Origin of the sequence: Paenibacillus sp. FSL H8-0034 (genome assembly GCF_038000305.1) — a bacterium.
GTDB lineage: Bacteria > Bacillota > Bacilli > Paenibacillales > NBRC-103111 > Paenibacillus_S.
Genome location: NZ_JBBOBS010000001.1, coordinates 3,809,757 through 3,824,787, shown reverse-complemented (window position 1 = coordinate 3,824,787; position 15,031 = coordinate 3,809,757). Strand labels below are relative to the sequence as shown.

Annotated in this window: 15 protein-coding genes; 5 read left to right on the top strand and 10 right to left on the bottom strand. The window is 44.5% G+C overall.

What is annotated here, in order from left to right; genetic code table 11:
• The first annotated feature begins 184 nt into the window (after positions 1-184).
• The 4 genes from NST47_RS17430 to isdG are packed head-to-tail and all read left to right on the top strand — an operon-like array spanning position 185 to position 3,295.
• A complete protein-coding gene (locus NST47_RS17430) occupies positions 185-1,159 on the top strand; it encodes an ABC transporter substrate-binding protein (protein ID WP_341156223.1) in 975 nt (324 codons plus the stop codon).
• Between the two features lie 5 nt (positions 1,160-1,164).
• Positions 1,165-2,160, top strand: coding sequence for a FecCD family ABC transporter permease (locus NST47_RS17425; RefSeq protein WP_076233016.1), 996 nt, complete (start codon positions 1,165-1,167; stop codon positions 2,158-2,160).
• Entirely contained in the window at positions 2,160-2,957 is a 798-nt protein-coding gene (locus NST47_RS17420) for an ABC transporter ATP-binding protein (protein ID WP_341156222.1), read from the top strand. Before NST47_RS17425 ends, NST47_RS17420 begins: the two co-directional genes overlap by 1 nt.
• Positions 2,958-2,971: 14 nt before the next feature.
• Complete coding sequence (isdG, locus tag NST47_RS17415) at positions 2,972-3,295, top strand: heme oxygenase (RefSeq protein WP_341156221.1); 324 nt, start codon at positions 2,972-2,974, stop codon at positions 3,293-3,295.
• A gap of 76 nt (positions 3,296-3,371) precedes the next feature.
• Here the strand turns inward: isdG and NST47_RS17410 are convergent, their stop codons facing one another.
• Positions 3,372-3,743: a hypothetical protein gene (locus tag NST47_RS17410; protein WP_341156220.1), complete on the bottom strand. Its 372-nt coding sequence runs from the start codon at positions 3,741-3,743 to the stop codon at positions 3,372-3,374.
• A gap of 401 nt (positions 3,744-4,144) precedes the next feature.
• On the bottom strand, positions 4,145-4,294 hold the full coding sequence (locus NST47_RS17405; RefSeq protein ID WP_341156219.1) for a hypothetical protein: 150 nt from the start codon (positions 4,292-4,294) through the stop codon (positions 4,145-4,147).
• Positions 4,295-4,803: 509 nt separating this feature from the next.
• Here NST47_RS17405 and NST47_RS37190 point away from each other — a divergent pair.
• The gene (locus NST47_RS37190) at positions 4,804-4,953 is read left to right on the top strand and encodes a transposase (RefSeq protein WP_445667384.1); all 150 of its coding nucleotides are present in this window, start codon (positions 4,804-4,806) and stop codon (positions 4,951-4,953) included.
• 23 nt (positions 4,954-4,976) lie between these two features.
• Here the strand turns inward: NST47_RS37190 and NST47_RS17395 are convergent, their stop codons facing one another.
• The 8 genes from NST47_RS17395 to NST47_RS17360 all read right to left on the bottom strand — a co-directional run bounded on the left by NST47_RS17395 (position 4,977) and on the right by NST47_RS17360 (position 14,780).
• On the bottom strand, positions 4,977-5,921 hold the full coding sequence (locus tag NST47_RS17395) for a sugar phosphate isomerase/epimerase family protein (RefSeq protein WP_341156218.1): 945 nt from the start codon (positions 5,919-5,921) through the stop codon (positions 4,977-4,979).
• 67 nt (positions 5,922-5,988) lie between these two features.
• Positions 5,989-6,828, bottom strand: a complete 840-nt coding sequence (locus tag NST47_RS17390) for a sugar phosphate isomerase/epimerase family protein (protein WP_341156217.1) — start codon at positions 6,826-6,828, stop codon at positions 5,989-5,991.
• 10 nt (positions 6,829-6,838) lie between these two features.
• Positions 6,839-9,172 (bottom strand): helix-turn-helix domain-containing protein, encoded by a 2,334-nt coding sequence (locus NST47_RS17385; protein WP_341156216.1) that lies wholly within the window; start codon positions 9,170-9,172, stop codon positions 6,839-6,841.
• A 35-nt stretch (positions 9,173-9,207) separates the two neighbouring features.
• Positions 9,208-10,584, bottom strand: coding sequence for an extracellular solute-binding protein (locus tag NST47_RS17380; protein ID WP_341156215.1), 1,377 nt, complete (start codon positions 10,582-10,584; stop codon positions 9,208-9,210).
• Between the two features lie 207 nt (positions 10,585-10,791).
• Entirely contained in the window at positions 10,792-11,619 is an 828-nt protein-coding gene (locus NST47_RS17375; protein ID WP_341156214.1) for a carbohydrate ABC transporter permease, read from the bottom strand.
• Between the two features lie 10 nt (positions 11,620-11,629).
• On the bottom strand, positions 11,630-12,514 hold the full coding sequence (locus NST47_RS17370; protein WP_341156213.1) for a carbohydrate ABC transporter permease: 885 nt from the start codon (positions 12,512-12,514) through the stop codon (positions 11,630-11,632).
• A gap of 169 nt (positions 12,515-12,683) precedes the next feature.
• Positions 12,684-13,379 carry an RraA family protein gene (locus tag NST47_RS17365; RefSeq protein ID WP_341156212.1) on the bottom strand — a complete coding sequence of 232 codons (696 nt, stop codon included), beginning with the start codon at positions 13,377-13,379 and terminating at the stop codon, positions 12,684-12,686.
• Between the two features lie 21 nt (positions 13,380-13,400).
• Positions 13,401-14,780: an extracellular solute-binding protein gene (locus NST47_RS17360; protein ID WP_341156211.1), complete on the bottom strand. Its 1,380-nt coding sequence runs from the start codon at positions 14,778-14,780 to the stop codon at positions 13,401-13,403.
• Positions 14,781-15,031 lie beyond the last annotated feature (251 nt).

Below are 15,031 nucleotides of genomic sequence, written 5' to 3'. Positions count from 1 at the left end.
ACGCTCTGCCTTGTCAATCCATGTCCACTAATATAAATTTGGAACAAATTGCCACAAAACGATTGACAACGATAATGAGATTGATTATCATTCTCCTTGTGAAGGGGTAACGCTATTCGTTTCCCATATTATCATTTGTTCTAATTTTTTGCTAATGAATTCTGAATAGGAGGACGCTTTTTTTATGAGAAAACCTTTGCTGATGCTTGTATTGGCCGCTGCTCTCAACGGACTAACGGCCTGTGCATCGGCTCCGTCTGCGGGCCTTGGGTCTGCGCCGGGTGTGAATGAAGGTTCTACCCCATCTAAGGGGAGTACTCTAACTATCAAGGATTTTGCCGACCGCAGCATAACCTTTCCCAGCGCACCTCAAAAAATTGTCGCTCTAGCAAACGGTGAAATGGATATCGTCTATGCGCTAGGGGGGACGCTCGTAGGACGCCCAACCGCAACAGTTCCCGCAACGCTGCAAGCAGCCCAAAGTGTAGAACAGGTTGGTTCCACACATGGGCTTGATCTGGAAAAGATCGCGCTCCTGAGCCCCGATGTTGTACTCGGTAATCATCCACTGAACACCAAGGATATACCGGGTGTTGAGGGTATAGGCTCCAAGATGGTATTGACCAGTGCCAATTCGATTGATGACATCAAGAAGCAAATCGGTTTGTTCGGTCAGCTGCTGCAGAAAGAAGACAAGGCCAAGGAGTTAACTCAAGCCATTGATCAAAAATTGCAGGAGCTCAAAACGACTCCAAGCACAGCAAAAACGAGGGTGCTGATGGTGTATGGGGCACCGGGCACCTATATGGCCGCTCTTAATAATTCATTAAGTGGCGATATACTTGTATCTGCCGGTGGTGAAAATATTGCCGCAGACTATCCCAAGCTTGACAATTATCCCCAGTATGCGCAGATGAATACTGAGAAGATAATGAAATCAAATCCGCAGTTGATCGTTATTATGACCCATGGAAGCCCGGAGAAAGTGAAGGATGGATTTATGAAAGAGATGCAGCAAAATGCGGCCTGGAGCAGTCTAGATGCCGTGAAGAACAACCATATTGAGATACTTCCCGCTGACCTGTTTGGAACAAATCCCGGCACCAAAGTTGTCGAGGCACTCGATTTGATGAGCAAACGGCTGCAGGCGGCCAAGTGACAACAATGAATCAAAAGCAGCGAAGCTCCAGAAGAAAGCTGATCATCATTGTTATTCCCGTTCTTCTTGTCATTGTCTCCTTCTACGGCTTGACCTATGGCTCGGTACCGATATCGCTTCGAGACATTTGGGCGGTATTCACCAACGGCGGACAACCGATTCACGAAAAAATCATCATGAATCTAAGGCTGCCCCGTGTATTAATCGGGATTTTAACGGGTGCATGTCTGGCGGTCTCGGGTGCGCTGCTGCAAGGTGTGATGAGAAATCCGTTGGCTGACCCGGGAATTATCGGCGTATCCGCTGGCGGTGGCTTGGCAGCCGTCATCACTATGATCGTACTGCCACAGTTCAGCTATTTGCTGCCACCTCTCGCCTTTGTCGGCTCTTTTGCGACTGCGCTGCTCATTTACGGTCTTGCCTGGGATAAAGGCTCGTCACCACTGAAAATCATTTTGGCTGGTGTTGCCATTAATGCGCTGCTTGGGGCTGTCATGAACGGCATCATGGTATTTTACAGTGATCGTGTTCAGGCTGTTTTGCCTTGGCTCGCAGGGGGACTAAGTGGACGAAGCTGGCACCATCTTGGATTTATGGCTCCGTATGCGATCATTGGGCTTTTGCTGTCGCTGCTGACAATCAAATCGGCCAACCTGCTGCTGCTGGGGGATGATTCAGCCAAGCTGCTCGGTATGAAGATTGAGATGCACAGAGTTCTGCTAATCCTGTTGGCTGCTTTTTTATCAGGTATTGCTGTCAGTGTTGCCGGTCTTATCGGTTTTGTTGGTTTAGTGGTGCCACACGCTATCCGCCTGCTTACAGGAGAGGATTACCGCTATTTGCTGCCACTGTCGATGCTTGGAGGCGCCGTACTTGTCGTGCTGTCCGATACGATCGCTCGTTCATGGTTCGATCCCCTGGAGCTTCCTGTGGGTATACTGCTGGCCTGCCTGGGCGCCCCGTTCTTTTTATATTTGCTCAAGAAACGGAGAATCGTATAATGTCAGCAATCCTTACTGACCGAATCCAGCTTGATGTAGGCGCGTTTCAGCTGCAGCATATCACCGTATCGATTCCGAAAGGAAACGTGACTGCCATCGTCGGTCCGAACGGCTCTGGTAAATCAACGCTGCTGAAAATCATAACCCGGCTGCTTGAAGCCGATTCGGGAACTGTGACGATAAACGGCAAACTGGCGCATACTTACAAATCGGCTGAAATGGCGCAAACCGTTGCCATGCTCACCCAGTCGAAAAACGGGCTGCCCGAGATGACAGTCAAGGAGCTTGTTGCTTACGGCAGAGCTCCCTATAAACGATTGTTTGATCGCATGACCGACGAAGACCACGGAATTGTGGACTGGGCTATGCAAACAACCGGGACCAAAAAACATGAGGATCGAATGTTCCATACGTTGTCTGGTGGTGAGCAGCAAAAAGCACGCATTGCTATGGCATTGGCACAAAAAACGACGATTATGTTGCTGGATGAGCCTACCACATTCCTGGATATTGCCCACCAGCTGGATTTGATGGAAATGCTGCAAACCATCAACCGGGATTACGGAATAACCATCGTCATGGTGCTTCACGACCTCCAGCAGGCAGCCCACTATTGCGACTACATAATCGCCATGAAAAATGGACGTATCGCCGAAACGGGCAAACCGACTGAGATTATCTCATCAGATTTTTTGGAAAATATTTATAACGTTCAAGCAAAAGTCAGATTCGAAGACGACTATCCTGTCATTATTCCTTTAAAAACAATATCAAATAAAAACTTTATCAAACTCTAGGAGGCTATAATATTATGATTATTATTACAAACACATCGCAAATCACTAAAGGTGATGCCCACAAGCTGATCGAGCGTTTCGACAAGATTGGTAAAGTGGAGTACATGAGCGGCTTTTTGGGGTTGGAAGTGCTGCTGACTGAAAACACGAAGGAACACGACGAGGTTACAGTCGTTACTCGCTGGGAGAAAAAAGAGGATTTCCATGCCTGGACAAAAAGTGACGCCTTTAAGGAGTCGCATGCCCACGGAAGGGAAATTCCGGAATATATCGTCTCCAATAAAATTTCATTCTATGAAGTAAAAATCGTCAGACAGCCGATCGCTGCTGCTCAATAATAAGTAAAGTTATCAAGTAGTACACATTAGATCCTTTCCTAATCAGGAGAGGATCTTTGTGCATGTTCCTGTTGCCTCATCTTTGGCTGGGCACTTTCACCACTTCCCGAATGTGCTTCTCTGCTTTTGAGCAAAGCCATTGCTGGGCTGTATAGTACACGCGATTTCTGTACCGTTTCCAATGCCGGTGTGCTTTCAGCCATGTCCCGACTCGCTCCGTAAATTTTCGGCAACTTTTCACGTTTGGTATTCGTATGAACGCAAATTTACCTTTCTTTCCTATTCCACAAACATCTTTAAATCCCAGAAAATCGAACGTGTCCAGCCTTTCTCCGAGTTCCACCTTTCGCTCCCTTGCAAATCGTCCAAAGGTCATGAGGCGTGTCTTTTCCTCCGCTAACTCCAGCTTGAACTGCTCCCTTGGTGTCGTTAGCCATATAGCATTCACTCACTCGTACCTCCTTGAAAAGCTTGAACAAGGCAGGGCGCCTTCCCTCCCACAGGTTGTGTTGTCTAATATGCGCCTCTCGGACTCCCTTCCTGCGGATGACTCGCTTCACCATTTTGCTTATAGAGCATCCGGCTACGAAAAAAAATTTCGTGCAGGGGAGAGTCTCCCCAGTTCACTGCATCTTCTTTCACCCCATGCCGATCCCTCTACGCCGGAGGATTCTTCGTTGTCGCTCCAAGATCTAGTCAACTTTCGTGGCCTTCGTCTGTGCGCGCAAGACTCGGCTTCCTCTTTTCCCTCTTGCGAGGCCTTTTTGACGAAGCGGCAGGATTCACTTCATGTTACGGCCTGGTATGTTGCTCATCCTGTCTCAGATAAGTGCTTTTGTCGATACGCTTTTACGCACGGATTTCACCATACGCAAGTATCGTAGCTAAGCGGGGGCTTGGCCCTCCCGTGATCGGACTTCCACTGGCTAGAAGATGCATGCCTCTGGGCACGCCGCAGCATAAAAAGGTAATGGCGATCGCCATTACCTTACGCTTCACTTCTAGTCACTTGCCATCATTTCTTTTTTACCGCCAATAATTATGATTGCCTATTCTACCACTTCATCATTTACGGAACGCTATAACCATCCAAAGAATCCATTGGTTTAAAGTAACCTTTAATGCAATTTGGATTAATCCCACATATTTGAATATGGTTCTTTTCCCTGAAGCCTGCTCCGGAGGAAAGTTCGTCCCCTTCAAAAAAACACCACGAACGGAATCATAAGGCTTATGATTCATCTCACGGTTGAATTCATAAACGGCCTGAACAACAGCACAATCTAGGAAACGTAAAAGTAAATCTTGGCTTTCACTTCCACGCTCTAACAAGTTCAAGCAATGACCCAAATCAAAGCCGACTCATAGATTATGTTTCTGGCTCTGCCAGGCTTGTCCTTTAACATACGGGCGTAATCATTAGCATTAACCTACCATCTTTATCAACCAGTCTTGGCGTAAAAGGTAAGTCCGGCGTTCTGGCGACCCTGCCCTCACGCGCCAAGTTCTTGTCCGATCCCACTCATCGCATACGCTTCGTCTATACACCGAAACATTCGTCCTGGCTCAATCAAATCGAAATCCGGTTCAGTATCTTGAAGCGTCAGTTGCTGAAACGTGGCAACTTTACTAGTCATTGTGATCACCTCAACTATTAATAAGTAACTTAAACCCCTCATGTTCACTTAAGCAAAGCCTCTTCACGTGTACGGAAATAAGTCACTGATTGCTGCACCAATCGTTCCAATGAACGCTTATCCGGTTTGCCGTACATCGCTGGGTAAGGGTCCCCGCCTGGGCCCAATGGTTCCGGAGTAAAATACCTGCCTTCACGGTTAAAGCCCAGTATATACAATGCCATGATGACCGTATCCAGATCAAGCGACCCATCACCTAGTGCCCCACGATTACTGTCAGCCATATGAAGATTCACTAGCTGTTCTCCAGCTGCAAGGAGCGCTTTCCCGATATGTGATTCTTCAACCTGCATGTGGTAAACATCTGCATTAATATGCTGTACACCTGGATGATCCACGGCTTTAATATAAGCTTGTGCTTCAGCAATGGTATGAATGAAGCTGGTTTCTGCTGAACGTATGGGCTCGATAGCCGCTTTGATATGGTAATCAACGAATAAATCAGCGACCAATTGCAACGTTTCTACACTACGGTCAAATTCCATTTGGTCATAAGCATGCGGCCGGCCAACAGCACCTGGAACAATAAGTAAATAAGTACCGCCAACGGCTGCGGTAAACTCAAGCTCCCTCTTTATATAATCAACCGCTGCCTGGCGTTGGAATGCCCTGTTGCTCGAAAGATCATTATCCACGGAGAACATGCCGCAAACTCCACTAACTTGAATTTGATGTTGATCCAAAACAGCCAATGTTTCTTTCGCGTTATAACCCAAATTGGACCCATAATGATTACCATGAAGCTCGATATACCTGATTCCTGCTTGCTCCAGACGGTCTGCGGTTTCGGTCAAGGTTTCAATCCCAAACCCCCAATTGCTCCACGAAAAATTCAATCGTTGTTTGAATTGCTCAGGGTGGTTTTGTTTAATTTCCAAAAAAGCATTCCGTATCTCCTTATTTTTCACTTCAAAATTTTGTAAGGACACGATAAACTCCTCCTCATATGAATAAAGTATTTTCGTCCGAGATTGCATGATTCGGTTACAATTCCCTTTATAAAAGCGTTAACAATTGTTCCTGCACGTACAGACTGTTTGCCCGCATGGCACCATCCGGGTCCACCACCGCTTTGGCGGATTCCTCTTCCACCATAATCCATCCCTTATAACCCGTATCCCGAAGATGGCTGACAATGCGCCGGAAATCAATAGTCCCTTCGCCCATAGCCTCCCATATATGGTCTGCAGATGCATCCTTGAAATGGACGTGCTTAATGAAAGGCCGATATCTTTCAAAAATTTCGGCAACATCCATGCCTCCGCATGCGATATGGCCAGCATCGGGAGTATAGCCGATAACCTCGGTATCCAGCCCATCGAACATCACCTTATAGTCCTCCTCCGTCCTGAACAAGGAGCCCGGTGGTGAATTCGGATGGAGCGCTGTAACGATCCCTTTATCTGCCGCCCTGCGTCCGATCTCATTGACACAATTCAGCACGTTGTGCTGACGGACCTTCAATTGATCACGGTTGGTTCCGGGCATTTGGACGACATTCAGCAAGGCATTCGGAAAATGCCCAAGGTAATTGATAAAGTGGTCGGCCGCCTCGCGCTCCTCATCGGTCTCCTTTAGAAACAGCCAAGGCAATGAAAGCGTTAGCGCCGCAAGCTCCAATCCCCTCCTCTGCAGCTCTTCCTTAAGCAATTCCGGATGGTTGCTGAACCTTCCTAACATCGCCACTTGGGTATCCAGCCCGCCGAAACAACCCTCTGCAATCACATCCATAATCTGTGGCAACCGATCGGATTGCATATCATAAGACAATTGCCATGTATATCCATGGCACCCAAACTTCATTCCCATAGCTGCAGCCCCTCTTCGTTTTATCAAATTTATTGAATCAAGTAGATAATGGGGCATTTCCCTCCTTTTCCCTGAATTGACCAGGTGTCATATTTTCCTTTTTTTTGAAAATACGATTAAAATAAGAAGATTGGTAGCCTACCATTTCTGCGATTTCATTAATACGAAAATTGGTGTTTTTTAGGAGTTCCTTCGATTTCTTGATTCGGTAATCGGTAACGTAGTCAATAAAATTAACCCCCGTCACTTCCTTGAACGCCCTGCTCAAACGGAAAGGATCAATATGGTGTTCATCCGCACACATTTCCAGTGATAAATCCGTCATATATTTACTATGGATGGTTCCTTTTACGTCTTCGGTCATCTGCACGAGCTTTACATTTTGGGATTCAACAATATGCTCAATAAATGGCTTCATAACAAGCTTCTCAAAGTACTCGCACATTTGCTTCAGATCGTTATGCTCTAACAGCTCTTCATATAAATTACTAAGGCCGAACACGGTCTGGGGACTGTGGCCGGTTTGATATACGAGCTGCAATACACTGCCAAGTAATTGCAGCATGCCTTGGTGAAGCACGGTCTCGATATCAGCATTTTGCATACAGGTAGCGATAAACTGTTTGAACAGGGAGGAGGATTGTTCTATATTTCCAATTCTAAGAGCCTGCAGCAGCTCTTTTTCTAGATCAAAGGGATAAAAGGCGACTTCCTTTCCCTGGACAATGAGATCCTCCAGATATAAGACCTGGCCTGTTTCATGGACACTTCTGAATCTCAACGCTTGCTCACTCTGTTCATAAACCGTGTGGATCGTATTTAACTGAGTGGCCGGCTGGCTGATAACCATGGTGACATCCATCTTTAATAAACGCTCTAGGGTTTTGATCATTTCAGCGGATTGTTTTATCGTGGTCTGCCGCTCTTCTTCCTCAGACATTTCTTCCGGAAGCCTAAGCAAATAACCCACTGTTAAATTCTGAAAATTGAATACAGCCATACCTTTTCCGGTTGCCTCTATCAACTCCTGGATGATATTGTACGCAGCAAATGTAATAAGCTGTTCGTCATCTTCGTTAAATTTCCCTTCCAATTTGGAGATGCCGGAAATTTGAATCAACGTAAATTGAACACGTGAGTGACCCAAGTCCAAGTTATAATTTTTTAACCTCTTGCGAATTTCCGATTCGCTTAGGTGATAATAATGGCCAAAGATCAATTGGTATAGAAACCCTTCCCGGAGAGATGGCAGTTGAGTTTCAAGCCTTTGCTGCATAATGATGCTTTCTGAGTTCAGTTGTGCCCATCGGGATTCGATAAACTCGATTTCATCTTGATGAACAGGCAGTTCAGATTCGGATTCGTCGGGTATAAATAAGGACATCATCCGGGTTATAGGTGAATAAACCCTTCTCGATGCTACCCATGCAAGAACCAAAAGTATAATAAAGGCTGCAGCAGTAATACCCGTCATGATCCTGGTAATCAGCACAACAGGCTCCGTTAATTTATCAATCGGTGTTGCCAACAAAAGGTTCCATTTCATTCGAGGGACCGCCCCATTGGAAATCAGAAAATCTTTTCCATTCCATTTAAAAATATAATTGCCTATACTCGGCTGCCCCTTTAATTTTGTGGCGAGTAATGACGCATCCTTGCGTTGCTCGAACGTACCCGCTGACAGCAGCTCTTGGCTTTCATTCAGCAACAATGTGTAGCCTTCCTGATAAGGATTGATTTGACCTATAAAAGATGAGAATTTAACCGCATCGACCTCAACAATAATAGCTCCAAAAGGGTGGGAGGATTCCGCGGGTATTTTATGCATCACAGTCATGTCTATATTAAGCATATCCGGGGAATCATTTAACCCGTAATTCCAATACATATCGCCTGGCCGTTTGAAAGCCTCTTGGTAACGGTCGCGTTTCTCCGTATTATAAATGCGGGAAACCCCATTGACATTGGAAATCAGCATATCTTGATCCGCGATGTAGATTTCAATATTTTTAATAAAGGAGATCGAATTTTCCATCGCACCCAACGCGTTCATGATGGAACGTATCGTTGATAATTCCTGATAAAAATCAACATGCTGTAGATAATCGCCGAATATTTGGTTAATCGCCCAGTTCCTTACTGAAAATTCAAATTGGGTGAGTTGCTGGTTCAAGCGTTGCGTCATCTGCTGGATCAATAATTCATGCGTTTGGTTAATTTGATCCTTTAATTGTTTAGTTGCAATGACATTAATACTAATCGACAGCAGCATGGGAGGGATAATGATGACTGCAAGCAGCAGAAATAAGCTCCTTCGAAACCAAGTTTTACGCTTATCCAAGATACTGATCGTCTTGTTGTATAGTCCCATTAAAGAAGCCCCCCGTAAATATTCAGGAAATTCGATTATTTTTTTGCTTGTTTGTTCGCTTCGTCTAACAGTTTCTGCGCTTCTTTTTCATAACCAGCGAGTGCATCTGCGGCAGACATAGTTCCGTTATTTAACAGAGCCTGCTGGAAATAATTGAACCAAATTTTGCGAATTTGTTGGTAATTCGGCATCGCAACAGGGCTTAAGATAGCTTTGTCCGGTAAAGAAGCCCATTCTCTGCCTTGTTCATCTGTAATAAAAGCTTGCAGTGATTTTCTGGCAGGAAGTTTCGAATATTTCTGGTAAATCAACTTGTTGATAAGCTCCGACTTGCCGCTTGAAAACCAGAGCGCGAACTTGGCTGCTTCTTTTTCCTTTAGCTTGTCTTCTTGTTTCTTGATGGCGATCCCCGAACCATTAACGAACAGCTTGCTTTTCGAGCCATCATCTGTGGGAAAATGGGCATTCATGTACTCAAACTTTTTGGGGGAAGTTCCGTTATTGATTTCTCTGCGAAGATCCCCTCTGTCGTTCATCATAATGGCTATCTTTCCCTGCTTGAACAATTCAATGAGATTAGGCACTTTATTGCCTGCCGCTCCAGGGACGGCATAGGGAGAAGTCGCCAATTTTATTAACCATTCGAAATTTCTGACGTTGCGAGGCGAGTTATAGGTCACTTTTGTATAGTCCTTGTTCGTATACTCATCCCCGTCGCTGTATATGTAACCATCTACAAACTTGTCATAAGCGCTGTCACCTGCAACGAGACCAAAGCTAAACACCCCATTCCCAAGCTTGCCGATCGTTTCTACAGCTTTGGCAAATGTATCTCGGGTCCATGTTTTCGTCTCAGGATCTGGAAGTAAATGCTCTGCGCCTGCCTTAATGAACAGGTCTTTGTTTAAAACTAACACTTCACTGCGAATTTCCATTAACAGCATCGCCAGCTTGCCATCTATGGTCATTAAGTCTCTGGCGCTTTGCGTATAATCCGACAAATTGTGGTCTTCAGTTAAATAAGCATCCAATCCGGCTGTTACGCCTCGCATGTACAACGGAGACAAGCGCGTAACCGAATCGACATATAAGTCAGGAAACGAACCCGAAGCAATCGCTACGTTCAGCTTCTCATCCAACCCGGTATTCGGTACCGCATAATAATTAATCGTTACATTCGGGGAAATTTTCTTGTATTCGGTTATGATCTGGTTAAACTCGTTTTCTTCCGCAATTCCTAATGAAGTGCTTATCCACCATTCCAATGTCACAGCTGCTGAATTGGCTGCCGTATCTGCTTTAGGCGCTGGTGTGCGACCGGACAAAATATCCGTGGAACAGCTGCATAACAAGATGCATAGGAGCATGGCAAACATAGACATCGTTCTTCTTTTCCACTTTGAAGCGGGCATGACTAGCCTCCTTGAGTTCGCAACTTATCAGCAGCTATTTGGGCGATGAACGTTCCATATATATTGAAGATTTAAGTCCCTCCATCATAGTATACTTTTCCTAGCTTTATCAAACTATTTAACTTTAATGATTCCCAGTAAAATCAAAATCTACAGCTTCCAGGAAAATTACAACCACTTTCTCATCAGATTAGCAATTCTTACTCATTAGCCCTTGACAGCACCCATTGTAATGCCTGCGGTGAAATGCCGTTGGAACATGAGAAACACCGCCAATAAAGGAATCGCACCGAGTGTAGCCCCTGCCATTAAACGCCCAAAGTTGGAGGTTGACTCCTCTTGCAAGCCGGCTACACCTAAAGGCAGTGTCTTCATATCTACAGAAGTAATGACGATAAGCTGCCACATATAATCGTTCCAAACATAGACGAAGGCAAAAATCGCCAAAGCCCCTACTGCTGGTTTGATGATCGGCAACAATATGGAATGGAACAACCTAAAGGGGCTGCACCCATCAATCTCTGCTGCATCAAATACATCCAGTGGGATCGTACTTATAAATTGCTTCATCAAGAAAACCGCAAACGGCCAAGCCAGAGCTGGCAATATAATACCGTAATAGGTGTTAAACATATGATATTCCTTCATCATAATGAACAAAGGCAGAAGCAGAGCTTCCTTCGGAATGGTCATGAAAGCTATCAAGATCCAAAATAACAATTTGGCACCAGGGAAGCTTTTCTTTCCAAGTGGGTAGCCAGCCAATGCTGAAAGATAAACGATGATCGCTGCCCCTACACTGGATGTAAACAAACTATTGAAAAACCAGCGTACGATCTTCGTTTCCTTAAACAAATAAGAGTAATTAGTCAAAGTCAGGTTTTCCGGAATCAAGTTCACGACCATCCCCGAATTGGGCTTAAAGGAAGTAATGACCCCGAAATACAAAGGAACCAAACTAAGCACCGCAAGAACAACTACCAGTACAACGAACAACTTCTGAATTTTTTTTTGAGAAGTTAGATTTTTATTCATGAGATTCCCCTTAATACTCGATGTCGGTTGATAAAAATTTGTACTGAATAATCGCAATGATGGTTACCAAGAACACAAGTACAGCCCCTACTGCAGAAGCAAGACCGTATTGGCCAAATACAAACGCTTTTTCATAAAGCAGATAAGCCAGCGTTTGCGTCGAGTTGCCTGGGCCTCCACCCGTCATGATTTTGATTAGAACAAATACATTAAATACCTGAATCGTTCCCGTAATGACCAAATACAGTGTCGTCGGCTTCAGCATAGGCAGCGTCACATGAATAAATTGCTTAAATTCATTGGCGCCATCAATCCTGGCAGCTTCATAGAAGGTTTCAGGGATGTTGCCTATCGAAGCCAAGTACAAAATAACAGGCTTACCCAGTACGAAGGTAAACAGCACGATTGTAATTGCGATAAAGGCATATTGGGGATCGCCCAGCCATGTAATTGGGGCCACTTTGATTAATTTTAATAATTGATTGGCAAGTCCGGCGACCGGGTTAAAAATAAAGCCCCACACTAATGTTAACGAGACACTCGATACCACCAGCGGCAAATAGAAAGCTCCTCTGACAAATGCTTTTGCCGCCTGTGAGCTGCGGTATACGGCAACCGATATGAATAAAGCCGTGAAAATGCTTACCGGTACGATAATCAGTACCAGAAAAAATGTATTTTTCAAAGCTATCCAAAATACCTCTTCCTGGAATAGCTTAGTAAAATTTTTGAAGCCGACAAATAATCTGGGAGAACCAATCGTAAAATCAAACAACGAATAATATAACCCTTGAATGGCTGGGATAATTAAGAAAATAAGCAATAACAAATACATCGGTGCCAAAAATAAATAATTAACGCGATTTTTATACATTTCCCGATAAAGTGAAATCATGATGTTATAACGCTCCCCTCTTTAACAATTGCCAATCGGCTTATTTCGCCTCTGCGGGGACCCATCCAGAAAGAATAGATTAATTAGATAATCCATCCGCAGAGGCGTTTTATTACCGCTAACACCTAATATTAACTATACAAAACGGATTGTGCGTTATAAATGGAACCTAATTGTTAGCTTCATTATTCCATTGGCATCCTGTTTGCTTAAGAAACCGGTCGATCCATTCACGATCAACACCTTCTTTTCGTTCAAGCTTATCAATAAGATCAGCTTCGAGCAGTGCCGTTTGCCGCGCTTTTTCCAGCACCATAGGTGCAATCGCCAGTGGGATGGCTACCAGCCCGTCTTCATCGCCTACAATAATATCACCTGGATTGACAACCATGCCGCCGACAGTTACCGTAACATTGATTTCCCCTGGACCTGTCTTATATGGACCGCGATGGGTTACTCCTCTGGCATATACCGGAAAGTCCCTTTTGCTGATCGGACCCGAATCCCTGATTGCGCCGTCAAGTACAAAGCCGCGGACTCCGCGATTTTCGGCAATACGAGTCATAATTTCACCTGAAAGGGAATTGGTTAAATCTCCGCCACCGTCAACAACGATGACTTCACCTGGCAACGCCATGTCAATCGCTTTGTTAAACAACAGGTTGTCACCAGGTCTTGTTTTTAGGGTCAATGCGGAACCAACCAGCTTGTATCCGGAATGATACGGTCTGAGCCCCGAGCAGCTGGCAAACATCCGGTTCAGGTTATCGCTAATGTGAGGCGTCACAATATCAAAAAATTGGTCAATCAGTTCCAGGTCGGGACGTTGGCTGCGGGGGATGATTCTGTATCCTATGTTTTCCATGTTAGTTCTCCTCTTTATATCTTATTTTTTAAGTTCTTTATTTCCTTCGTCCAATAGTTTCTGAGCATCCTTTTCAAAGAAGGCAAGCGCATCTTTAGCCGTCACTTTACTATTAGTTAGCATCGCCTGCTGGTAGTAAGTGAACCACACTTTACGAATTTGCTGATAATTCGGCATAGCTACCGGATTAACAATCGTTTTTACCGGCATTTCAAGCCAAGCTTTTCCGATATCATCTGTAATCAGGTTTTGCAACGATTTTCTAGAAGGGAATTTCAAGTATTTCTGGTAAAGCATTTTATTTACCAATTCAGACTTGCCGCTGGAGAACCACATTGCAAATTTAGCTGCTTCTTTTTCCTTGACCTTATCCTCTTGTCTCTTTACAACAATACCGGAACCTGTAGGAGCTAATTTGCTTGCGGAACCATCATCTGTAGGGAAATGGGCCAGCATGAAATTAATTTTTTCTTTAACTGTCCCTTCACTAATCTCCCTACGATAGTCGCCTCTATCATTCATGGCTACTCCCACTTTTCCTTGCTTGAACAATTCATACATTTCTGTAACTTTAGTTCCCGAAGGGCCTGGAACCGCATATGGTGAAGTGGCCAATTGAACCAGCCATTCCAGCTTTTTAACGTTTGCCGGCGTATTGTAAGTGATTTTCGTGTAATCCTTATTGGTATATTCATCACCATCACTGTAAATATAGCCATCCACGAATTTGTCGTTTGAAAGCTCGCTTGCGACTAAGCCCATACCGTATACACCGTTCCCAAGCTTACCAATGGCTTCAACAGCTTTGGAAAAGTTCGCTCTTGTCCATGTCTTGGTCTTGGCATCAGGGAGTAAGTTCTCTACGCCTGCTTTGGCGAAGAGATCCTTATTAACCAGTAATACTTCGCTGCGGACTTCCATAAGGAACATAGCCAGTTTCCCATTAATGGTCATTATATCTTTAGCATCGTTTCTATAGTCCGCCAAATTATAGTCTTCATCAATATAAGAATCCAATTCAGCGCTGACACCGCGATTGTATAGGGGGACTAACCGATTAATAGCGTCAACATACAAATCTGGAAATGACCCTGACGCAATCGATACGTTTATTTTCTCGTCTATCCCTACATTGGGTATAGAATTATAATTAATAGTTACATTTGGAGCAACTTTCTTATATTCGCTTATGATTTGCTTGAACTCGTCATCTTGCGTGATTCCTAATGAAGAACTGCTCCACCATTCCAGCGTGACCGGCTTCGCATCTGATGTCGCTGCCGGAGCCGTAGTACCACTTCCACTTGGCGTACTGTTTGCAGAGCAACCACTCGCTACGATACTGAGCGCCATACCAAGTATAAAGATATTTTTGCTTTTCTTTCCTACCCATCCAAACATGGGTCAACCTCCTTTTTGATGTAAAAATCATTGTGTCTATCGTATTCATTTCCCTTCCGGCCTTGCCCTCCTTTCCTAACTAACAGTAAAGGTCCACGCTATTTCCATCAATGAGACTTTGTTGTTTTTTGCCTCTAGCACACTAGGACATTCTTGTTTTCCCTTGATATAACAGTGTTTTTGCTAGATTGAATATGAACGAAGTCGTATCTGGGGATCAACATACTGAAATAGCCCATTGAAAATTGAAA

Bases quoted from the DNA above. Each gene is read 5' to 3' on its own strand.
- NST47_RS17375 (WP_341156214.1), bottom strand. From the start codon at position 11,619: ATGAATAAAAATCTAACTTCTCAAAAAAAAATTCAGAAGTTGTTCGTT.
- NST47_RS17360 (WP_341156211.1), bottom strand. From the start codon at position 14,780: ATGTTTGGATGGGTAGGAAAGAAAAGCAAAAATATCTTTATACTTGGT.
- NST47_RS17420 (WP_341156222.1), top strand. From the start codon at position 2,160: ATGTCAGCAATCCTTACTGACCGAATCCAGCTTGATGTAGGCGCGTTT.
- NST47_RS17425 (WP_076233016.1), top strand. From the start codon at position 1,165: ATGAATCAAAAGCAGCGAAGCTCCAGAAGAAAGCTGATCATCATTGTT.
- NST47_RS17365 (WP_341156212.1), bottom strand. From the start codon at position 13,379: ATGGAAAACATAGGATACAGAATCATCCCCCGCAGCCAACGTCCCGAC.
- NST47_RS17370 (WP_341156213.1), bottom strand. From the start codon at position 12,514: ATGATTTCACTTTATCGGGAAATGTATAAAAATCGCGTTAATTATTTA.
- NST47_RS17380 (WP_341156215.1), bottom strand. From the start codon at position 10,584: ATGCCCGCTTCAAAGTGGAAAAGAAGAACGATGTCTATGTTTGCCATG.
- NST47_RS17385 (WP_341156216.1), bottom strand. From the start codon at position 9,172: ATGGGACTATACAACAAGACGATCAGTATCTTGGATAAGCGTAAAACT.
- isdG (WP_341156221.1), top strand. From the start codon at position 2,972: ATGATTATTATTACAAACACATCGCAAATCACTAAAGGTGATGCCCAC.
- NST47_RS17430 (WP_341156223.1), top strand. From the start codon at position 185: ATGAGAAAACCTTTGCTGATGCTTGTATTGGCCGCTGCTCTCAACGGA.